Genomic DNA, 21,240 nt, shown 5'->3' on the forward strand with positions numbered 1-21,240 from the left:
CCCTTCGGGGGCCCCGTGTTGCCCCCCACCCGGCCCCCCGCGACCCCGCTTGCGCGTGGCGCCCACCGCCCCTGACGGCGCGGGCACCCCGGCCGCGAGCTACGCCGCGAAGCGCGCCGCGAGCGCCTTCGCCTTCTCGGTCGCGTCCTCGTGCGCCTTGGCCCGCGAGGCGTCGGCCGCGTCGACGAGCGAGGCCATCGCCGGGTTGACCCGGGCCAGGGTCAGCTCGGGGATGATGAAGTCGACGTCCAGCGAGAGCATCCCGGTCAGCACCTTCTCCAGGTACGTGGTCAGGAACTCGTAGCTCTCGCGCGGCGTGCCCGGCCCGTAGCCGCCACCGCGCGCGGCCACCACCGTGGTGGGCTTGCCGGCCACCGAGCCGCCCTCGCCCGCGGTCCTGCCGACCATGATCACCTGGTCCAGCCACGCCTTGAGGCTGGACGGGATCGTGAAGTTGTACATCGGGGTGCCGATGAGGATCGCGTCCGCCTGCTCCAGCTCGTCCGCGAGTTCGGCGCGCAGCGCGGCCGCGGCGGCCTGCTCCGGCGTGTGCGACTCGGCCGGGACGTTGGTGCTGATGATGCCGTCGGCGGTCAGGTGCGGAAGCGGGTGGGCGGCGAGGTCGCGGTAGACGACGGTGCCGCCGGGGTGCTGGGCCTCCCACTCCTTGCGGAAGGTCGCGGTGACCTCGCGGGATATGGAGGAGTCCTGGAAGGCGGACGAGTCGATGTGCAGCAGAGTGGCCATGGGGGTTGAGCCTCTTCGTCGTAAAGGGGGGACAGGGGCGGGGGAGTAGCACGCAGCACGGCGCTCCGACGACGTTCTCCGACGTCAGCAGCGCCGCAAGTTCGTACGTAGCTATTTTTAACACAGAGACTTACTTTTTTGCAGCACTACCCCGCCGACGGAGTACGCTGTGTTCATGGAACGGGGACAGCAAGTGCGCCCGGGTACTCCCTGTCGGGGCGTGGATGTGGCCCTGACCAGGGTTTTCGAGCTGTTCGGCAAGCGATGGACCGGCTTGATCGTGGCCGTGCTCACACACCGCCCCGCGTACTTCGCCGAGATCCGCCGTGCCATTCCCCGGATCAGCGAGCGCATGCTCTCCGACCGGTTGACCGAACTCGCCGACGCGGGCCTGGTGGTCCGCGAGGTCGATCCGGGTCCGCCGCTGCGGGTCAGCTACGGGCTGACCGAGGCGGGGCTGGCCATCCGCCCGGCGCTGGGCGAGCTGACCCGGTGGGCCGAGAAGTACCTGCCGGACGTGCCCTGCACCGAGCCGGACCCGGTCGCCGCGGATGCGGTGGACGGGGTGGGCGCCGTGGGCACGGTCGGCGCGGTGGCGGACTCGGGCGAGTGCGCCGCGGGGTGAACCCGGGCCGATGTGCCGCCGCGTGAACGCGGGGCGCCGCCGGGTCGGCTACGACTGCGTCGCCGCGTCCTCGTTGTAACGCACCAGGTAGTCGGCGAACCGGGCCAGGTCCGCCGGGTCCCACGCCGACAGGCGCTCCTTGAACGTCTCCTGCCGCCGTACCCGTGCCGCTGCCAGGGTCTCCACGCCGTGCGGTGCGAGGTGCAGCACCTGGACCCGGTGGTCGGTCGGGTCGGTCCGCCGTTCCAGGAAGCCGTCCCGCTCCAGGGCCGCCACCTGGCGGCTGACCGTCGACTTGTCCAGCAGGTAGTGCGCGGCGAGGTCGGTCGCCCGGCAGCCCTGCTGCTCCTCCAGGTGCGCGAGGATGGTGTACGCCACCAGGGACAGTTCGGGGTGCATGCGCGCGGCGGTGGCGCGCGCCCGCCGGGCGAACGCGGTCAGCTCGCGCTGGATGGTCTCCAGCGACGCGACGGCCTCGGCCGGCCGGGCGGGGGTCGCTGCTGCTGACATCGCGGTCACGCTCCTGCCTGGTACGGCCGCGATCGCGAGTGATCGGCAGCGCAAGAGTTGTATATTACAACGATATCAGGAGGGCAGCGGCAGCTCGAACCACACCACCTTGCCGACCGCCTTCCGGCTGGTCCCCCAGCGCCGCGACAGGTTCGAGACCAGCGCCAGCCCGCGCCCCCGCACGTCGTCCGCCTCGGCGCGGCGCAGTTGCGGCAGGTTGTGGTTGTCGTCGCTCACCTCGACCAGCAGCTTGCCGACCCGCATCAGGCGCAGCTCGACCTCGTAGGAGGCGGCCTTGATCGCATTGGTCACCAGCTCGCTGACCAGCAGTTCCGCCACGTCGCCGAGGTGTTCCAGGCCCCACTCGGCGAGTTGGCGGCGGGTCAGCTCGCGGGCCCTGGCCACCTCGGTGTAGTCGATCAGCAGGGTCCAGCGGACCACGTCGCGCGGGGCGACGCCCTCGAAGCGGGCGACGAGCAGGGCCACGTCGTCCCTGCGGTCGTCGGAGTGCACCCGGGCGAGTATCTGCGCGCACACCTCCTCGGGGGACTGCTGCGGCTCGATCACGTTGGCGCACAGGGCCGCGAGCCCGGCGTCGATGCCCTGCCCGCGCACCTCGACCAGCCCGTCCGTGCACAGCACCAGCCAACTGCCGTCCGGCGCCGGGATCTCCACGGTCTCGAACGGCACCCCGCCCACCCCGATGGGCGCTCCGCCGGGGATGCGCAGCAGTTCGCCGTGGCCGTCGGAGCCGGCCAGCACCGGCGGGATGTGGCCGGCGTTGGCGAGGGTGAGGGTGCGGTGGATCGGGTCGTACACCGCGTAGACGCAGGTGGCGAGGTGTTCGGTGCCCAGGCGGTGGGCGAGGTTGTCGAGGTGGCGCAGCAGCTGCGCGGGCGGCAGGTCGAGCCCGGCCATGGTGATCACGGCGGTACGGAACTGGCCCATCACGGCGGCCGCCTGGAGCCCGTGGCCCATCACGTCGCCGACGATGAGCGCCACCCGGCCGCCGGGCAGCTGGATCGCGTCGAACCAGTCGCCGCCGACCTGTGCCTGCCGGTCCCCCGGCATGTAGTGGTGCGCGATGCGCACGCCGGGGATGCGGGGCGGCCGGGTCGGCATCATCGAGCGTTGCAGGGTGGCGGCGGCGCGCGACTCCTGGCGGTGCAGCCGGGCGTTGTCGATGTGCACGGCGCCGCGCGCGACCACCTCGCCGGCGGTGGCCGCGTCCCGGGCGTCGAAGGGGCGGCGGCCGGGCCCCCGCAGGAAGTAGACCCGGCCGAGCACGGTGCCGCGGGCGGTCAGCGGCGCCACGATCAGGGAGTGGCCGGCCATCAGCGGGCCGAGCGCCGGAACCCCGAAGTCGAGTGCGATGTCCGGGGAGAGCGCGGGGTCGACCACGGGCACCAGGACGGGGTCGCCGAGCCGGGGCACCATGTCGCCGGCGGGCAGCGCGATCAACTCGCCTTCGGGGATCGCCGTCTCCCAGGCGCCGGGCGGCCCGGGCAGAGCGGTGGCGACCCGGCGGACGAGCACGGTGTCGGACGGGCGGTCGTCCTTGGGCGGCTCGGTGTCGGAGAAGAGTTGGTCGACCACGAGCACCGAGGCGAGGTCCGCGAAGCGCGGCACGGTGACGGAGCAGAGTTCGCGTGCGGTGGTGTCCAGGTCGAGGGTGGAGCCGACGATCGAGCCGGCGGCCCGGAGCAGGGCGAGTTGCTCGTCGAGGGCGTTGCCGGCGGGGTGGGGGATCGCGGCGGTGGGGTCGGGGCGGGCGGTGCCGGCGGGGTCGGCGGCCTGGTCTCCGGTCCGATGATCGGACGGTACGGATGCGTCCGTCGGTCCAGCCGCGCCTTCCGGTCTTCCCGGTCCTGCCGGTCCTCCCGGTACTGCCGTGTCCGTCGGGGCGCCGTCGTCCGCCGGCGCCCCGACCGTGGACAGCGGGTAGGACGCGTACGACGTGAGGGACGGCAGCGGCACCGCAGTCAGCGCCGACGCGCTGGACAGGTCGCCGGCCCCCGTGGCCGTACCGCTGGTGGTGGGCCCGGCCGGGTGCGGCGCGGCGCCCGCCCGGTGGTCGCCCGGCAGCAGTTCCCTGCGTACGGCGGTCTCGGCGCGGGCGGCCGCGGCGAGCCGGGCGCGTTCGTGCGGCACCACCGGCAGCCGGGCGCCGTCCTCGACGTCGAGCGCGGGGTGGCCGAGGGCCGCGATCTGCCGGACGATCCGGTCCAGCCGACCCGGGCTGGCGCCCGGCAGCACGTCGGCGAGCCGCCCGGCGAGCGCCTGGCCCACGGCCGGATCGGCGCTCGGCGCCAGCACGGCGGCGACCGCGATGTCCTGGCGCTGCGGACCCTCCGCGCCGTACGGCAGCAGTCGCCCGCCGAGCGCGATCCGCAGCCCGCCGGTGCGCAGCGGCTTGGCGTGGGTGGCGATGGCGAGCATGCTCCGGCCGCCCGGCTCCACCAGCCGGTACGTCCACCACAGGACGTCCTTCACGGTGCCGTCGCGGTCGGTGGCGGCCAGTGCCCCGGCCCAGGAGGAGACGGTGAGGTCGTCCAGCAGTTCCAGGGTGTCCTGGCGGGCCGCGGCGGGACGCTTGTCCGTATGCCCGGCGGCCGGGCGGGTCGTGCTCAGCAGACCGGCCGCGCGGTGGCCGAAGACGTGCTCCCAGCGGTGGCCGAACAGTTCCTCGGCACCGCGGTTCCAGTACGAGATCCGGCCGTCGGGGTCCACGCAGAGCACGGCGAGCCGCAGCAGGGCGGCCAGACCCGGGGTGACCGGTGCGGCCGCGGTGATCGGCGCGGCGACGGGCGCGGTCACCGGTGCCGGGACAGGCGTGGGTGCGGGCACGGTCACCGGTGCCGGGACGGGCACGGGTACGGACGCGGCCGTGCGGGCGGACGGCAGCGGCGCGGGCCGTATCGCGGGCACCGCTGTGCCGGGGCCCGGCAAGGGCTCGGTGCGGTCGGAGCGGTCGGTGTGATGGTCCGGCTCGGTGGCATCGGGATGCCCGGTGATCTCGTCCAACGTCGTGCACCTGCGGTCCGGCGCTGAGGTTCCGCGCTGAGTAGGGTCGGCTTTCAAGGCAAGCACGAAACGTCCGGCCTGGTCGACCGATTGGCCGGATTGGCGCCCGCTCGCGGGATGCTGACGGTCCGTTCGCTGACGGCGATCGGCCGCGGGCGGACGGCGGCGGGCGCGGTGGCGACGCCGGGGGCCCGGGCCCCGTGAGCCCACCCGCACACCGGTGCCCGGCCGGGCCCGCTTCCCGCGGTCTGCCTGGGCCGTCGCCGCCGGCGCCCCGACCGGTTGACTCGTACGGGCGACCCGCGCGGCCGGCTCTTCCGCCCGGGAAGTCCCCGCCCACCGCCCCGGCAGGTGCGTAGCCCGCGGTCGCCCGTGACCGCACTCCAGCGAAGATCGACCGTAGAGGGCCTACGCTATCCGGGTGACGAACACCTCCGGACCCGGACCGTCCGCCGCCCCGTCCGCCGCCTCCGCCGATCCGTCCGCCGCCGCAGCGGCGGCTGCCGCGGCCGCGGACGGCGCCGTGCATGTGGACCCGGAGGGCCAGGAGCGGCTGGCGAAGGCGGTGCGCGCCGCCGAGCAGGCGCTGATCGAGTTCGAGATCGCGGTGGAGACCTTCCGGGTCGAGGTGGAGAACTTCTCCCGGCTGCACCACCAGCGGCTCGGCCCGATGTACGCGCGGCTGGACGAGCTGGACGCACTGATCGCGGAGGCCGTCGCCGCGCACAGCGGTGACCGGGCCGACATCGAGCGGGCCTGGGAGGCGCGCGCCCTGGTGATGCCGATGCCCGGGGTCGAGGAGCTGTTCGGCGGCCTGCTCGGCGCCGACGGGGTGCGGCCGGTGGAGGACCCCAACCCGCCGCGCCGGGTGCGCCCGGGCAAGGAGGCCCAGCGGCTCTACCGCGAACTGGTCCGCAAGGCCCACCCCGACCTCGCCCAGGACGACGCCGAGAAGGAGCGCCGCAGCGGCTTCATCGCCCGGGTCAACGAGGCGTACGCGTACGCCGACGAGGAGGGGTTGCGGGAACTGGCCGCGGAGTGGGAGGCCGGTCCGGTGCCGGTGGCGGACCTGCCGAGCGAGGCCGAGGTGCTCTACGCCCGGCTGGAGTGGCTCGCCGAGCGCAAGGAGAAGCTGGCGGCGCTGGCCGCGGAGCTCGACGACAGCGCCATCGGGCAGATGATGAAGCTCGCCCCCGACGACCCCGACGCGCTGCTCAACGAGATCGCCGAGCAGTTGCTCACCCAGGTCTCGCAGCGCGAGGCCCGGCTCGCCGAACTGGTCCACGGGGCTTCCGGCGGCTGAGGTAGCTTTCCCGTAGGCCGCACCGTTCCCGTGGCCCGCACCAATCGCACAGTTCGCACCATTCGCACAGTTCGCAGATTCCGTACTTCGTACGTCCGTACGCCCGTGTCCCAGGAGGCCGCGTCCGATGTTCCGCTCCCAGCTCCCCGCGGTGGATGCCTCCGCGGTACCGGCCGACGCGACCCTCCTCGATGTCCGGGAGGACGACGAGTGGGCCGCCGGGCACGCCGAGGGCGCCCTGCACATCCCGATGGGTGAGGTCGTCGCGCGGCTTTCCGAACTGCCCGAGGGCGGCACGGTCCACGTGCTCTGCCGGGTCGGTGGCCGCTCCGCGCAGGTCACGCAGTACCTGATCGGGCAGGGCGTGGACGCGGTGAACGTCAGCGGCGGCATGCTCGACTGGGAGTCGGCCGGGCGTCCGGTCGTCGACGACAGCGGCGCCGAGGGCTACGTCCTGTAGTACCGCCTGTGGTACCGCGCTCCGTAGCACCGGCTGCTACCGCCCGCGCTCGCGCCTTTCCTCTTTCGCAGAGCCGTTCCTGCGCCTGTGGATAACTCGGTAAGGTCACCGCCGGGGCCCCGGGTGGCTAGGGTCTGACGTCCAGGCCCCCGCGGATACCCGAACGTCGGACCCTGGGCGTTCAGGGCCGTGGTCGGATGCGTCGCGTGCAGCGGAGAGCGGAGAGACGGATGGGGCCAACGGACGGGCCGCCGCCCAATGTGGCGGCGCTGTCGCTGCCCGGGCGGATAGTCGTGGCGGTGACGGTCGGCGCGGTCGCGGTCGGCGCGCTGCTCCACCTGGGGATGGTGTTCCTGTACGTGGCGCCTTCGAACACGCTCAGCAAGGAGCACGCGGCCGCCGTCAACGACTACATCTACCCGGAGTTCGAGCAGAACTGGAAGCTGTTCGCCCCCGACCCGCTCCAGCAGAACGTGCACATCCAGGCCCGCGCCGAGCTGAGCAAGCCCGGCGGCGGCACCGAGACCACCGGTTGGGTGGACCTGACCGGCATGGACATCGCGGCGATGCGGCACGACCCGCTGCCCAGCCACACCCAGCAGAACGAACTGCGCCGCGCCTGGGGCTACTACACGGACACCCATGACGCCCAGGAGCAGGCGACCAGCTCCGGCGGCGACCTGAGCCGCACCTACCTCCAGCGCATCATCCAGGGGCGGCTCGGCAAGAAGCTGAACGGCGGCACGGTGGTCCGCATCCAGGCCCGCGCGGCCACCACCCCGGTGGCGCAGCCGTCCTGGAGCGTCGGGGCGTCCTCGCCCACCACCCAGTACCGGACCCTGCCGTGGTGGGGCGTCGACTCCGCCGCCCCCGGCGCGACGCCCGACCCGGGTACGACCGCCGCTCCCGGTACGACCGCTGCTCCCGGCGCGACGCCGAGCAGCCCCGGCCCGAGCACCACTGCTCCGGCGCCGACCACCACCACTCCCGGGCAGCAGGGGGCCTCCTCATGACCGCGCCCCGCAGCCACGCCGAGACCCCGGCCGGGCGGCACGTCCCGGCCACGCCCACGTATGCCGGTGTGACCGCCGCACTCGACCGCGGTGTCACCCGCGGCCTGGCCCGGATCACCAGCGGCGCCATCGGCCCGTACCAGAGCGCGGTGGTCCGGATCGGGATGTCGCTGACCTGGCTGCTGTACCTGCTGCGGGAGTTCCCGCACCGCGGTGCGCTCTACGGCCCGCACAGCGCCTGGGGGTTCGACCTCGCGCAGCGGCTGCTGGCCGGCAACCACGCGTTCAGCGTTCTGATGTGGAGCGACAGCCGGGCCTGGTTCGAGATCGGCTACGCCTTCGCGATCCTGGCGAGCGCGGCGCTGATGCTGGGCTGGCGGACGCGGACGTCCGCGCTGATGTTCATGGTCGGGGTGCTGTCGCTCCAGAACCGCAGCGTCTTCATGGGCGACGGCGGCGACAACGTGGTCCACATCATCGCGATCTACCTCGCCTTCACCCGCTGCGGCCAGGTCTGGTCGCTCGACAGCCGCAGGGCGCGGCGCCGGGCGGAGAAGGAGGAGGCCGAGGCCGAGGTGTCCTCGGCAGCGGTGGAAGCCGGCGATCAGGGTTCTGGCGCCGGCGTGGACGCGGCCGGCGACGTGAGCACGGAGCCGGCGCCCGGCGCCCGGGCGGCGCGCGCCGGGGTCGATCCGGTCGGCGTGGCGCTGTGGACGGTCTTCGGCGCGGTGCTGCTCGCCGCGTCGTTCGGGGACAAGCTCAGCACCGGCTGGGACCTGGTCTTCTGGGCCTGCTGGGTCGGGCACGCGGTGTGGTGGGCGGTCCGCCGCTACGCGCCCGGCGAGCCGCGCACGGTGCTCGACATCATCGCCAACGTGGTCCACAACGGCGCGATGCTCGTGATCGTGGTCGAGGTGTGCCTGATCTACTCCACCGCCGGCTGGTACAAGATCCAGGGCAGCCGCTGGCAGGACGGCACCGCGCTGTACTACCCGCTGCACCTGGACGACTTCACGCCCTGGCCGGCGCTGTCCCACACGCTGGCGAGCCACGCCGTCATGGTCATGCTGATCACCTACGGCACGGTGATCGTCCAGGTCGCCTTCCCCTTCACCCTCTTCAACCGCCGGGTGAAGAACGTGCTGCTGGTCGGGATGATCATCGAGCACGCCTCGATCGCCGTGGTGCTGGGGCTGCCCTTCTTCTCGCTGGCGATGATCTCCGCCGACGCGGTCTTCCTGCCGACCGGTTTCCTGCTCTGGGCCGAGCAGCGGATCACCGGCCGCCGGCGCGGCCGGGAGCGCGCCACCGGGGCCCTGCCGGGCCAGCGCGCCGACGACCTGGCCGAGCCCGCCGTGGGCCCGCCGCCACCGTCGGCCGTCACCTGAGGGGACTCGCCGCCCGCGGTGCCGCACCGGACGGGCCTGCCCCGGCGGGGCACCGGGGCCCGGCCCGTAGGGTGAGCGCATGACCGAGGACGAGGCCGCGCGGCCAGGGAGCGGCGCGGCCGCGGCGCACCGCTGGCAGGCGGCGACCGATGCGCGGTGCGTGTTGCTCGACGGCTTCCACGCGCTCAAGCACGCGCTGCGTTTCGGCGCCGACGTACGGGTCGCCGTGACCGCGGACCGGCCCGGGCTGCTGCGGCTGGCCGCCGAGTTGGCACCCGACCTCACCGCGGAACTGGCCGGGCGGGTCGCCGAGGTGCCGGGCCCGGTGCTGCGCGAACTGGTGCCCCGGGTGCATCCGACCGGCGTGGCCGCGCTCGCCGCCCGCCCGGACCGCGCGGCGAACCTGGCCGACCTGCACCGCATACCCCGGCTCGCCCCGCTGGTCGTGTTGGACTCCCCGCGCAACCTCGGCAACGTCGGTGCCGTCATCCGCCTCGCCGCCGGCTTCGCCGCCACCGGGGTGGTGACCACCGGCGACCTCGACCCCTGGCACCCCAACGCCGTACGGTCCGGCGCCGGGCTGCACTACGCCACCGCGGTCGAGCGCGCGGACCCGGACGCACTGCCGCCGGGTCCCCGCTATGTCCTGGACCCCGAGGGCGAGGACATCCGCGACACCGGCCTGCCCGACGACGCGCTCGTGGTCTTCGGGTCCGAGCGGCACGGCGTCTCCGCCGCGCTGCGCGACCGGGCCGACGCGCTGGTGTCGCTGCCGATGCGGGCGCAGGTCTCCAGCTACAACCTCGCCACCAGCGTGGGCATGGCGCTCTACCACTGGGCGGCCACCTCCCGCTCGCCGCTGGTGCCGGGGCGGGGCGGGCCGGGCGGGCACTGAGCCGGGGGCCGGCCCGGCCCGCCCCGGCCCACTCGGGGCAGGACGGCCCGCCTGTCAGGCCGGGCGGCGCACCTCCACCACCCGGAAGCGGTTGGCGACGAAGGCTCCGTCGCACAGGGCGGAGTTCGCCGCCGGGTTGCCGCCCGAACCGTGGAAGTCGGAGAACGCGGCGGTCTGGTTGACGTACACCCCGCCGGTGAGGTTCAAGGAGAGCTGGGCGCACTCCTCGAAGCAGACCTCTTCCAACTCCCGCTCGACCTGCGGGGACGTGGTGTAGCCGGCGACGGTCATGGCGCCCTTGTCCCGGATGGTGCGGCGCAGCAGCTCCAGCGCGTCGGCGGTGGAGTCCACGGCGACGGCGAAGGAGACCGGCCCGAAGCACTCCGTCAGGTAGGCGGACTCGGCGTCCGGCTTCGCGCCGTCGAGCGAGACGAGCGCGGGGGTGCGGACCACGGCGTCCGGGAAGTCGGGGTGGGTGACCGCCCGGGAGGCCAGCGCCACGCCGCCGATGCCGGGGGCGGCGTCGAGCCGGGACTTCACGTCGGCGTTGACCAGGGCGCCGAGCAGGGCGTTGGCCCGCGCGTCGTCACCGAGGAGCTTGTCGACCGCGGCCGCGAGGTCGGCGACCACCTCGTCGTAACTCCGGGGGCCCTGGTCGGTGCTGATGCCGTCGCGGGGGATCAGCAGGTTCTGCGGGGTGGTGCACATCTGGCCGCTGTAGAGGGACAGCGAGAAGGCCAGGTTGGCGAGCATGCCGCGGTAGTCGTCGGTGGAGTCGATCACCACGGTGTTGACGCCGGCCTTCTCGGTGTAGACCTGGGCCTGCCGCGCGTTCGCCTCCAGCCAGTCGCCGAAGGAGGTGGACCCGGTGTAGTCGATGAGGCGGATCTCGGGGCGCAGCGCGAGGGTCTTGGCGAGCCCTTCACCCGGACGGTCCACCGCCAGGCAGACCAGATCCTGCGGATAGCCCGCCTCGGCGAGCACCTCGCGGGCGATCTCGACGGTCAGCGCGAGTGGCAGCACGGCCCGCGGGTGCGGCTTGACCAGCACCGCGTTCCCGGTCGCGAGGGAGGCGAACAGGCCCGGGTAGCCGTTCCACGTCGGGAAGGTGTTGCAGCCGATGACCAGGCCGATGCCGCGCGGCACCGCCGTGAACGTCTTGCGCAGGCCGATCGGGTCCCGCTTGCCCTGCGGCTTGGTCCACTCCGCGGTCTCCGGGGTGCGGACCTGCTCCACGTACGCGTACGCGACCGCCTCCACGCCGCGGTCCTGCGCGTGCGGGCCGCCGGCCTGGAGCGCCATGGTGAACGCCTGGCCGGTGGTGTGCATCACGGCGTGCGCGAACTCCTGGGTCCGCGCGTTGATCCGCGCGATGATCTCCAGGCAGACCAGGGCGCGGATCTCGGGACCTGCCTCGCGCCAGGCGGGCATCGCCGCGCGCATGGCGGGCAGCAGCACGTCGGGATCGGGGTGCGGGTACTGGATGCCGAGGTCGATGCCGTACGGCGAGTGCTCGTCGCCGGTCCACTCGTCGGTGCCCGGCTGGTCGAGCGGGAAACGGCCGCCGAGGCGCGCCTCGAAGGCGGCGCGGCCGGCCTCGGGGTCGGGATACGCCTTGGGGTGTTCGGGGTGCGGCGACCAGAACGCGCGGGTCCTGACGGCCTCCAGTGCCTGGTCGAGGGTGCCGCGGTGGCGGTCGACCAGGAGCACGGTGGAGAGATCGGCGGACATGGGACCAACTCCTCGTCGAGCTGGGCTGAGTGGCGGGGACACCGCTAGATTAACCGAATGTTCGGTCGGGACAAGAGGAGCTTCTCGGCCTGTGGATAACTTCGCGGACCACCCCGCGGACGACGTCGACGACCTCGGCGAGGAGAGAGCAACCGTGACCGCACCAGATCTGACCAGCACCGTCGCCGTCGTCGGCGCGGGCACCATGGGCCAGGGCATCGCGCAGGTCGCGCTGGTGGCCGGCCATCGCGTGCTGATCCACGACGCCGTGCCGGGCCGGGCCCGCGCGGCCGTGGAAGCGGTCACCGCCCGGCTGGACCGGCTGGTCGAGAAGAGCCGGCTCGGCACCGAGGAGCGCGCGTCGGCGCTGGCCCGGCTCGCGGCGGCCGAGACCATTGCGGACCTGGTGCCCGCCCGGCTCGTCGTGGAGGCCGTGGTCGAGGACCTCGCCGTCAAGCAGGGGCTCTTCGCCGAACTGGAGCGGGTGGTCGCCGACGACTGCCTGCTGGCGACGAACACCTCCTCGCTGTCGGTGACCGCCGTGGCGAGCGGCCTGCGCCGCCCGGGCCGGCTGGTCGGGCTGCACTTCTTCAACCCGGCGCCGCTGCTGCCGCTGGTCGAGGTGGTCGCCGGCGCGGCCGGCGACCCGGCCGCCGTGACCGCCGCGTTCGACCTCGCCGCCGCCTGGGGCAAGACCCCGGTGCGCTGCACCGACACCCCGGGCTTCCTGGTCAACCGGATCGCCCGCCCCTACTACGCCGAGGCGCTGCGCGTGTACGAGGAGCGGGCCGCCGACCCCGCCACCATCGACGCCCTGCTGCGCGAGAGCGGCGGCTTCGCGATGGGCGCGTTCGAGCTGACCGACCTGATCGGGCAGGACGTCAACGAGGCGGTCACCCGCTCGGTGTGGGAGGCGTACGGCCGCGATCCGAAGTTCGGGCCCTCGCTGGCGCAGCGCCGGCTGGTGGAGTCCGGCCGGCTGGGCCGCAAGGCGGGGCGCGGCTGGTTCCCGTACGGCCCGGGCCACAGCGCGGCCGAGGTGGCGGCGGCCACCGAGCCGCACACCGCCGACGCGGCCCTGGCGCCGGAGTTCGTCACCGTCCGCGGGGAGCTCGGCCCGGCCGCGGAACTGGCCGCGCTCGCCGAGGAGGCGCGGGTGGAGGTGCGCAGGGGACCCGCGGCGCACGGGACGACGGGCGGCGCGTTCGTCCTGCCCGGCGGCGTCCGCCTGCACCTGGCCGACGGGCGGCTGCCGGGCGAACCGTCGATCCAGTTCGACCTCGCGCTGGACTACCGGGCCGCCACCAGGGTGGCGATCGCGCCGGCCGCCGGGGTGCACGCCGACGCCGTCGCCGAGGCGACCGGCCTGTTCCAGGCCATGGGCAAGGAGGTCAGCGTCATCCGGGACGTGCCCGGCATGGTGGTCGCCCGCACCGTGGCGATGCTGGTGGACTTCGCGCTGGACGCCGTCGCCCGGGAGGTGGCGACCGCGCACGACGTGGACACCGCGATGCGGCTGGGCGTGAACTACCCGCTGGGGCCGCTGGAGTGGGGCGAGCGGATCTCGCTGCCCTACGTGCGGGACCTGCTGGACGGCCTGCACGCCTGGTACCCGACCGGACGGTACGCACCCGGTCCTGAACTGAGGCGGCGTGCGGCGGCGGCCCGGGATGTGGTCTGCTCATGACCATGCCCAAGCGCGACACCTACACACCGGACTCGCTGCTCGCCGTGGCCGTCGAGGTCTTCAACGAGCGCGGTTACGACGGCACGTCCATGGAGCACCTGTCGCAGGCGGCGGGCATCTCCAAGTCCTCGATCTACCACCATGTGCGCGGCAAGGAGGAACTGCTCGAACGGGCGGTCGGCCGCGCCCTGGAGAGCCTGTTCGGCATCTTCGAGGAGACCGGCGCGACCGCGGGCCGCGCGGTGGACCGGCTGGAGTACGTCACCCGGCGCACCACCGACATGCTGGTCGAGGAGCTGCCCTACGTCACCTTGCTGCTGCGGGTGCGCGGCAACACCGGCACCGAGCGGCGGGCGATGGAGCGGCGCAGGGAGTTCGACCAGCGGGTGGCGGAGCTGCTCAAGGCCGCCGTCGCCGAGGGCGACCTGCGCGCCGACGTCGAGCCCCGGCTTGCCACCCGGCTGCTGTTCGGCATGATCAACTCGGTGGTGGAGTGGTACCGCCCGGACGGCCGCGGCTCCGTGCAGGCCGAGCAGGTCGCGGACGCGGTGGTGCGGCTGGCCTTCGACGGGCTGCGGATACCGCCGGGCACAGACTCCTGACGGCCGCCGATCGCGCGGGTCGATCCAGCCGGCCGACCGGGTCGGCCGACGCACCTGGTCGGCACACCGGCCCGGTCGGTGGACCGCCCTAGATCGTCGGGTACCCGTCCGGGCCGATCTCCTGCCGCGGCCAGTCCCCGACCACCAGGTCGGTCTCCTCGAAGACCAGCAGCGTGCGGCTGCTGAGCACCTCCTCGATCGCCTGTAGCCGGGTGAGCACCAGTTCGCGCAGGCTGCGGTTGTCGACCGTGTGCACCAGCAGCAGGACGTCGAAGTCCCCGCTGACCAGTGCGATATGGACGACACCCGGAAGAGTGACGAGTTTCTGCCGGACGGTCCGCCACGAGTTCTGGACGATCCTGAGCGTGATGTACGCGGAGGCGCCGTGCCCGGCGCGTTCGTGGTCGATCCGGGCGCTGAATCCTCGGATGACTCCGTCCTCGACCAGCCGGTTGATCCGGGCGTACGCGTTGGCCCGGGAGACGTGTACACGCTCGGCCACGGAGCGTATCGACGCCCTGCCGTCCTCCTGGAGCAGCCGCAGGATCGTGCGGTCGATCGCGTCCAGAGGTCGGACCCCTTGTGCGTCTTCGGCCATCTGTTCTCTCGCCATCCCCCCGGGACTCCTTAGCATGGACGTACTGGCTCCATCTCAGGCTGTGCAGAACCGTTTGTCCACAGGCCGAACCACCCCGTAGCCAAAATGCCTCCGGCGACCGAACAATCGGTTGGGAGAGCGAGACCCGCTCTCGCCGCCCCGACCACACCGGTCACCGATTCCAAGGAGGTGCTCGCGATGACTGTCCTGGACACCCCCGCCTGGCGCCCGCGCACCGAAGCCGGGCCGCTGTTGCCCGACCAGGAGCCGTTCCGGCTGCTCGGCACCCCCGAGGCCGCCCGGCTCGCCCCCGCGCTGCTCACCGAGCTGTACGCCCAGCTCGTCCGCGGCCGCCGGTTCAACCGGCAGGCGACTGCTCTGACCAAGCAGGGCCGGCTCGCGGTCTACCCGTCGAGCACCGGCCAGGAGGCGTGCGAGATCGCCGCCGCGCTCGCGCTCGGCCCGCGCGACTGGCTCTTCCCCAGCTACCGCGACACCCTCGCGGTGGTCGCCCGCGGCGTGGACCCGGTCGAGGCGCTGACGCTGCTGCGCGGCGACTGGCACACCGGATACGACCCGCGCGAGACCCGGGTGGCCCCGCTCAGCACCCCGCTGGCCACCCAGCTGCCGCACGCGGTCGGCCTCGCGCACGCCGCCCGGCTCAGCGGTGACGACGTGGCGGCGCTGGCCATGGTCGGCGACGGCGGCACCAGCGAGGGCGACTTCCACGAGGCGCTGAACTTCGCGGCGGTGTGGAAGGCCCCGGTGGTCTTCCTGGTGCAGAACAACGGCTTCGCGATCTCCGTGCCGCTGTCCAAGCAGAGTGCCGCGCCGTCCTTCGCCCACAAGGCGGTCGGCTACGGCATGCCCGGCCGCCTCGTGGACGGCAACGACGCGGCGGCCGTCCACCAGGTGCTCACCGAAGCGGTGGACCGGGCCCGCGCGGGCCGCGGCCCCACCCTGGTCGAGGCGGTCACCTACCGGATCGACGCGCACACCAACGCCGACGACGCGACGCGCTACCGCGACGAGGACGAGGTCGCCGCCTGGCGCGCGCACGACCCGGTCACCCTGCTGGAGCGCGAGCTGACCGGCCGCGGCCTGCTCGACGACGCGCTGCGGCAGCGCACCACCGACGACGCGGAGGCGCTCGCCGCCGCCCTGCGCGAGCGCATGCACGACGACCCGCGGCTGGACCCGATGGAGCTGTTCGCACACGTCTACGCGGAGCCCACGCACCAACTGCGCGAGCAGGAGGCCATGCTGCGCGCCGAGCTGGAAGCGGAGCAGCGCTCATGAGCCCCACCTCCTCGGCCGCCGCCCAGGCCGCGGCGCCCGCTTCCCCCGCCGGGAAGCCTGCCGGGAAGCCCGCCACCATGGCACAGGCGCTCAACCAGGCGCTGCGGGACGCGCTCAGCTTCGACCCGACCGTCCATGTGCTCGGTGAGGACGTCGGCACCCTCGGCGGCGTCTTCCGGATCACCGACGGACTGGCCCGCGACTTCGGCGACGACCGCTGCACCGACACCCCGCTCGCCGAGGCCGGCATCCTCGGCGCCGCGGTCGGCATGGCGATGTACGGGCTGCGGCCGGTGGTCGAGATGCAGTTCGACGCCTTCGCCTACCCGTCGTTCGAGCAGCTCGTCAGCCATGTGGCCAAGATGCGCAACCGCACCCGGGGCGCGCTGCCGCTGCCGATCACCGTCCGCATCCCGTACGGCGGCGGCATCGGCGGCGTCGAGCACCACAGCGACTCCTCCGAGGCGTATTACCTGCACACCCCGGGGCTGCACGTGGTGACGCCGGCGACCGTCGAGGATGCCTACGGGCTGCTGCGGGCCGCCATCGCCTCCGACGACCCGGTGGTGTTCCTGGAGCCCAAGCGGCTGTACTGGTCGAAGGCCGACTGGTCGCCGCAGGCGCCGCGCGAGGTCCCGCCGATCGGGCGCGCGGTGGTGCGCCGCCCCGGGCGCAGCGCCACCCTGATCACCTACGGTCCCTCGCTGCCGGTCTGCCTGGAGGCCGCCGAGGCGGCGAAGGAGGAGGGCTGGGACCTGGGCGTGGTGGACCTGCGCAGTCTGGTGCCGTTCGACGAGGAGACGGTGGCGCGGGTGGTGCGCGGCACCGGGCGGGCGGTCGTGGTGCACGAGTCGTCCGGGTTCGGCGGCGCGGGCGCGGAGATCGCCGCGCGGATCACCGAGCGCTGCTTCCACCACCTCGAGGCGCCGGTGCTGCGGGTGGCCGGGTTCGACATCCCCTACCCGCCGCCGATGCTGGAACGGCACCATCTGCCCGGGGTCGACCGGATTCTGGACGCCGTGGGCCGGTTGCAGTGGGAGGAGGGGTGATGGCCGCGGTCAAGGAGTTCACCCTGCCCGACCTCGGCGAAGGGCTCACCGAGGCCGAGATCGTGCGCTGGCTGGTCGAGGTCGGCGAGGTCGTCGCGGTGGACCAGCCGGTGGTGGAGGTGGAGACGGCGAAGGCCGTGGTGGAGGTGCCCTGCCCCTACGGCGGGGTGGTCACCGCGCGGTTCGGGGCGGAGGGCGACACCCTGGCGGTCGGCCGCCCGCTGGTGACGGTCGCGGTCGGCGCGGACCCGGGCCCGGGCGGCGGTGACGGCGGGGGCTCTGCCGGCGGGAGCGGCGACGGCGGGCCCGAGGGCTCGGGGAACGTCCTGGTCGGCTACGGCACCCAGGCGGCGGTCGCCCGTCGGCGCAGCCGGGTCAGGGCGGTCGGCGCGGCGGTCGGCCACGAGCCGGTGGCCGGTGCCGCGAGGACCGCGCGCGGCGATGCCGGTCACCCGGACGGCGGACCGGTCGCGGTGATCTCGCCGCTGGTGCGCCGGCTCGCCCGGGAGAAGGGCCTGGACCTGCGGTCGCTGACCGGCACCGGCCCCGACGGGCTGATCCTGCGGGCCGACGTGGATCGGGCGGCGGGCACCACGACAGGTGCGGTGGCTGATGTCGGGGCTGATGTCGGGGCGGAGGTCGCGGCGGAGGTCCCGACCGCCCAGGCCGAGCCGGCGGCGGCCCGGCAGCCCGTCGACGGAGAGGTGCGCGTCCCGCTGCGCGGGATACGCGGCGCGGTCGCGGAGAAACTGGCGCGCAGCAGGCGGGAGATCCCCGACGCCACCTGCTGGGTCGACGCGGACGCCACCGAACTGCTCGCGGTGCGCGCGGCGATGAACGCCGCGTCGGCCACGGCGGGCACATCGGCCACCGCGGGCACGGGCGGTGAGGGCACGCGGATATCGGTGCTGGCGCTGATGGCCCGGATCGTGACGGCCGCGCTGGCCCGGCACCCGGAGCTGAACGCGTCGGTGGACACCGCGCGGGGCGAGATCGTACGGCTGCCGGCCGTGCACCTCGGCTTCGCCGCGCAGACCGAGCGCGGCCTGGTCGTGCCGGTGGTGCGGGACGCGCAGGCCAGGACCACCGCCCAGCTGTCGGCGGAGATCGGCCGGCTGACGGAGGCGGCCAGGACCGGGTCGCTGACGCCCGCCGACCTCACCGGCGGGACCTTCACGCTCAACAACTACGGCGTGTTCGGGGTGGACGGCTCGACGCCGATCCTCAACCACCCAGAGGCGGGCATGCTCGGGGTGGGCCGGATCGCGGCCAAGCCGTGGGTGCACCAAGGGGAGTTGGCGGTGCGGCAGGTGGTGCAGCTGTCGTTCACCTTCGACCACCGGGTGTGCGACGGCGGCACGGCGGGCGGCTTCCTGCGGTTCGTCGCCGACTGCGTGCAGGACCCGGCGGTGCTGCTGGCCTCGGTCTGAGCGGCATACTCGCGGGCATGACGACGCGCTACGACGCGGTGGTGCTCGCCGGTGGCGCGGCCCGCCGGCTCGGCGGCACCGACAAGCCCGCGCTGCCGGTCGGCGGCCTGATGCTGCTCGACCGGGTGCTCGCGGCCTGCGCGGCGGCGGACGGGACCGTGGTGGTCGGCCCGCGCCGGCCGACCGTACGGCCGGTGCGCTGGGCCCGCGAGGAGCCGCCCGGCGGTGGACCGGTGCCGGCGCTGGCCGCCGGGCTCGCCGCGCTGTCCGCGATCGGGCCGCCTGCGGCCGGCCCCGCGGGCGGTTCGGGCGGTTCGGGTGCGCCCGTCGCGGACGTGGTCGTGGTGCTCGCCGCCGACCTGCCGTTCCTGACGGCGGCGACGGTCGGCGCGCTGGCGGACGCGGCGGCCGGCGCCGGCAGCGCCGTGGAGGGTGTGGTGCTCACCGACGCGGACGGGCGGGACCAGCCGCTCGCCGCCGCCTACCGGTGGGAGCCGCTGCGCCGCGAACTGGCCCTGCTCGCGGGGGAGTACGGCGGTCTGGCCGGGCTGCCGCTGCGCCTGCTCACCGGCGAACTGGCGCTGCGCAGGATGGCCGATCCGACGGGCGAGGCGTCGTTCGACTGCGACACCTGGGAGGACGTGGCGGCGGCCCGGGCCCGGCTGGAGCGCCGGCCCGAGGGGTGAGCCTGCGTGTCGCCCGGGCCGGGATCGGGGACGATGGGCCTGTGTTGGACGAATGGATCGCAGCAGCCAAGACCGAACTGGGCATCGACCTGGACGTGGACACCCGCGTCCTGCTCGACCTCGCCCGCGACGCGGCACACGGGGTGGCGCGGCCGGCCGCGCCACTGACCACGTTCCTCGTGGGGTACGCCGCGGGGCGTGCGGGCGGCGGTCCGGACGAGGTGCGGGCGGCGGCGGAGAAGGCCGCGGCGCTGGCTCGGCGTTGGGCCGAACAGGCGGAACAGGCCGCGGCGTCCGGCCAGGATGGCACCGGCGCAGGCACCGGCGGCCCCTCGGGTACCTCGGGCACCGCGGGCGCCCCGGAATGAGCGCCCCAGGTCCCGGCTCCGCACCCGGCGACTGCGAACCCGTCCGCTCCGGCGGCCTGTCCGCCCCTGCCCCCGCCGCCGGACCCGCGCCCGCCCGCGAATCCGCCCCCGAATCCACCCCCGGCTCCGACCGTTCCGACCGCTGCGACCCCGTGGACGTCGACCCCGTGGACGTCGACCCCGCCCTCCTGGCCCTTGCCGCCGACCCCCTGGCGAAGGCGTACATGGACGGGCTCGGCCTCACCGAGTACCTGCGCCGCCGCGCCCACCCGGCCGTCGCCGCCCCCGACCCCGGCGGCCCACCCGAGTCCGGCGGCCCGCTCCCCTCCGACCCCGGCCGCCCCGTCGTCCACCGGCTGGACACCCCTTGGCTCAGGGCCCGCCACACCGCGCTGGCCGCCGCCCGCCAACTGGACGCGGAGCGCGTGCCGTTGGGCGAGCAGGCGCTGGGCGCGGCGCTGGCGCGCGGGCTGGCGGCGCTGACGGACCTGCCGCCGTTCGACTCCTCGGCGATGGACGGCTGGGCGGTCGCCGGTCCCGGGCCGTGGCGGCTGGCGGGCCAGGTGTTCGCCGGTCAGCAGACCGCGGCCCGACTCGCGGACGGGCACGCCGTGCGGGTGGCGACCGGCGCCGAACTGCCCGCGGGCGCGACGGCCGTGCTGCGCGACGAACACGGCGTGACCGAACCGCGCCCGGACGGCGAGTGGTTGAAGGTGGCCGCGCCGCACCCGGCGCCCGTGTCCGGCCAAGAGGTGCGCAGGCGCGGTCAGGAGTGCCGGGCGGGTGAGGAGTTGCTGCCCGCGGGTGTCACGGTGACGCCGGCGGTGCTGGGCCTGGCGGCGGCGTCCGGGTACGACGAGCTGGCGGTCGTGGCCCGGCCGAGGGTCGAAGTGCTGGTGCTCGGGGACGAGTTGCTCGCCGAGGGGCAGCCGGGGAAGGGCCGGGTCCGGGACGCACTGGGCCCGATGCTGCCCCCGTGGCTGCGCGCGCTGGGCGCGGACGTGGTCGCGGTGCGGGCGCTGCCGGACGACGCGGAGGCGCTGCGGGCCGCGGTCGCCGATTCCGTCGCGACCCGGGGTGCCGACCTGGTGGTCACCACCGGTGGCACCGCGAGCGGCCCGCGCGACCACGTGCACGGCGCGCTGGTCCGGGTCGGCGCGCGGCTGCTGGTGGACGGGGTGACGGTACGCCCCGGGCATCCGATGCTGTTCGCGGAGTTCCCGTGCGGACCGTACGAGACGCCGCGCCCGGCGGAGGGGTCCGGGCCGAAGCCCTCCGCCCCGCCGCGCCGGCCGGATGGCGGCGCGGGGGCCGAACCGCCGCCCAGGAGAAGCTACTTCGTCGGGCTGCCGGGCAACCCGCTCGCCGCGGTCGCCGGCGTGCTGACGCTCGTCGCGCCCCTGCTGCGGACGCTCGGCGGCCACCCGGCCCCGGCGTCGTACACCGCGCCGCTCACCGAGGACGTCGGCGGGCACCGCGAGGACACCCGGCTGGTGCCGGTCGTGTTCGACGCCCACGCGGCCGCCCGGCCGCTGCACCACACCGGTTCGGCGATGCTGCGCGGGCTGGCCGCCGCCCACGGGATGGCGGTGGTCCCGCCGGGTGGGGCGAAGGCGGGCGACGAGGTCAAGGTGCTGGACCTCGGGATGCCCGGTTCGGCTTGGGGGAGCGCGCGGTGAGACTGCCCCGTGCCGCCCGCGGAGGTGCCGACGACGACCCGGTGCCGTACCCGCCGCCCACCGAGGGCGACTCCCCCGGCCCCGACGACTCCCCCGACTCCTCCGACTCCCGCCGCAGCGGCGGCGGGTCGGGACCGTCCGGCAGT

At 74.6% G+C, this 21,240-nt stretch carries 16 protein-coding genes and 2 pseudogenes; 13 read left to right on the forward strand and 5 right to left on the reverse strand.

From position 1 onward, the window contains the following. Window positions 1–99 precede the first annotated feature (99 nt). A complete protein-coding gene (locus tag AB0399_RS28845; protein ID WP_329366928.1) occupies window positions 100–747 on the reverse strand; it encodes an NAD(P)H-dependent oxidoreductase in 648 nt (215 codons plus the stop codon). A 175-nt stretch (window positions 748–922) separates the two neighbouring features. Here AB0399_RS28845 and AB0399_RS28850 point away from each other — a divergent pair. Next, window positions 923–1,261, forward strand: a pseudogene (locus tag AB0399_RS28850) (helix-turn-helix domain-containing protein); the annotation flags it as partial. Window positions 1,262–1,420: 159 nt separating this feature from the next. On the opposite strand, the gene AB0399_RS28855 reads toward AB0399_RS28850, so the two are convergent. Both AB0399_RS28855 and AB0399_RS28860 read right to left on the reverse strand, forming a co-directional pair. Further along, entirely contained in the window at window positions 1,421–1,882 is a 462-nt protein-coding gene (locus AB0399_RS28855; RefSeq protein ID WP_328466715.1) for a MarR family transcriptional regulator, read from the reverse strand. Window positions 1,883–1,957: 75 nt separating this feature from the next. Beyond that, window positions 1,958–4,906, reverse strand: a complete 2,949-nt coding sequence (locus AB0399_RS28860; protein ID WP_366413342.1) for a SpoIIE family protein phosphatase — start codon at window positions 4,904–4,906, stop codon at window positions 1,958–1,960. 523 nt (window positions 4,907–5,429) lie between these two features. On the opposite strand from AB0399_RS28860, the gene AB0399_RS28865 reads away from it, so the two are divergent. The 5 genes from AB0399_RS28865 (at window position 5,430) to AB0399_RS28885 (ending at window position 9,965) form a co-directional block, all read left to right on the forward strand. Then, window positions 5,430–6,209, forward strand: a complete 780-nt coding sequence (locus AB0399_RS28865) for a J domain-containing protein (protein ID WP_328474297.1) — start codon at window positions 5,430–5,432, stop codon at window positions 6,207–6,209. Window positions 6,210–6,336: 127 nt separating this feature from the next. Then, on the forward strand, window positions 6,337–6,669 hold the full coding sequence (locus AB0399_RS28870) for a rhodanese-like domain-containing protein (protein WP_329366923.1): 333 nt from the start codon (window positions 6,337–6,339) through the stop codon (window positions 6,667–6,669). A gap of 230 nt (window positions 6,670–6,899) precedes the next feature. After that, window positions 6,900–7,682 (forward strand): DUF5819 family protein, encoded by a 783-nt coding sequence (locus AB0399_RS28875; protein ID WP_366413343.1) that lies wholly within the window; start codon window positions 6,900–6,902, stop codon window positions 7,680–7,682. Then, a complete protein-coding gene (locus AB0399_RS28880) occupies window positions 7,679–9,070 on the forward strand; it encodes an HTTM domain-containing protein (protein ID WP_366413344.1) in 1,392 nt (463 codons plus the stop codon). The genes AB0399_RS28875 and AB0399_RS28880 overlap by 4 nt, the downstream gene beginning before the upstream one ends. A gap of 79 nt (window positions 9,071–9,149) precedes the next feature. Next, on the forward strand, window positions 9,150–9,965 hold the full coding sequence (locus AB0399_RS28885) for a TrmH family RNA methyltransferase (protein ID WP_366413345.1): 816 nt from the start codon (window positions 9,150–9,152) through the stop codon (window positions 9,963–9,965). 54 nt (window positions 9,966–10,019) lie between these two features. Here AB0399_RS28885 and paaN read toward each other — a convergent pair whose 3' ends face one another. Continuing rightward, the gene (gene paaN, locus AB0399_RS28890; RefSeq protein ID WP_366413346.1) at window positions 10,020–11,696 is read right to left on the reverse strand and encodes a phenylacetic acid degradation protein PaaN; all 1,677 of its coding nucleotides are present in this window, start codon (window positions 11,694–11,696) and stop codon (window positions 10,020–10,022) included. Between the two features lie 154 nt (window positions 11,697–11,850). Between paaN and AB0399_RS28895 the strand changes: the two genes are divergently transcribed. Both AB0399_RS28895 and AB0399_RS28900 read left to right on the forward strand, forming a co-directional pair. Continuing rightward, window positions 11,851–13,383 carry a 3-hydroxyacyl-CoA dehydrogenase gene (locus AB0399_RS28895; RefSeq protein ID WP_366413362.1) on the forward strand — a complete coding sequence of 511 codons (1,533 nt, stop codon included), beginning with the start codon at window positions 11,851–11,853 and terminating at the stop codon, window positions 13,381–13,383. After that, complete coding sequence (locus tag AB0399_RS28900; protein WP_329366912.1) at window positions 13,380–13,985, forward strand: TetR/AcrR family transcriptional regulator; 606 nt, start codon at window positions 13,380–13,382, stop codon at window positions 13,983–13,985. The genes AB0399_RS28895 and AB0399_RS28900 overlap by 4 nt, the downstream gene beginning before the upstream one ends. Before the next feature lie 88 nt (window positions 13,986–14,073). On the opposite strand, the gene AB0399_RS28905 is transcribed toward AB0399_RS28900, so the two are convergent. Beyond that, the gene (locus tag AB0399_RS28905) at window positions 14,074–14,598 is read right to left on the reverse strand and encodes an Lrp/AsnC family transcriptional regulator (protein ID WP_366413347.1); all 525 of its coding nucleotides are present in this window, start codon (window positions 14,596–14,598) and stop codon (window positions 14,074–14,076) included. Window positions 14,599–14,781: 183 nt separating this feature from the next. On the opposite strand from AB0399_RS28905, the gene pdhA reads away from it, so the two are divergent. The 5 genes and pseudogenes from pdhA to AB0399_RS28930 all read left to right on the forward strand — a co-directional run bounded on the left by pdhA (window position 14,782) and on the right by AB0399_RS28930 (window position 21,094). After that, complete coding sequence (pdhA, locus tag AB0399_RS28910; protein WP_366413348.1) at window positions 14,782–15,882, forward strand: pyruvate dehydrogenase (acetyl-transferring) E1 component subunit alpha; 1,101 nt, start codon at window positions 14,782–14,784, stop codon at window positions 15,880–15,882. 77 nt (window positions 15,883–15,959) lie between these two features. After that, a complete protein-coding gene (locus AB0399_RS28915) occupies window positions 15,960–16,931 on the forward strand; it encodes an alpha-ketoacid dehydrogenase subunit beta (RefSeq protein WP_329374122.1) in 972 nt (323 codons plus the stop codon). Further along, entirely contained in the window at window positions 16,931–18,361 is a 1,431-nt protein-coding gene (locus AB0399_RS28920) for a dihydrolipoamide acetyltransferase family protein (protein ID WP_366413349.1), read from the forward strand. Before AB0399_RS28915 ends, AB0399_RS28920 begins: the two co-directional genes overlap by 1 nt. A gap of 17 nt (window positions 18,362–18,378) precedes the next feature. Next, window positions 18,379–19,415 (forward strand): annotated as a pseudogene (locus AB0399_RS28925) (DUF6457 domain-containing protein). After that, window positions 19,412–21,094: a molybdopterin molybdotransferase MoeA gene (locus tag AB0399_RS28930; RefSeq protein WP_366413350.1), complete on the forward strand. Its 1,683-nt coding sequence runs from the start codon at window positions 19,412–19,414 to the stop codon at window positions 21,092–21,094. The pseudogene AB0399_RS28925 and the gene AB0399_RS28930 overlap by 4 nt, the downstream one beginning before the upstream one ends. Window positions 21,095–21,240 lie beyond the last annotated feature (146 nt).

This window comes from Streptomyces sp. NPDC088194, assembly GCF_040702025.1.
Lineage (GTDB): Bacteria > Actinomycetota > Actinomycetes > Streptomycetales > Streptomycetaceae > Actinacidiphila.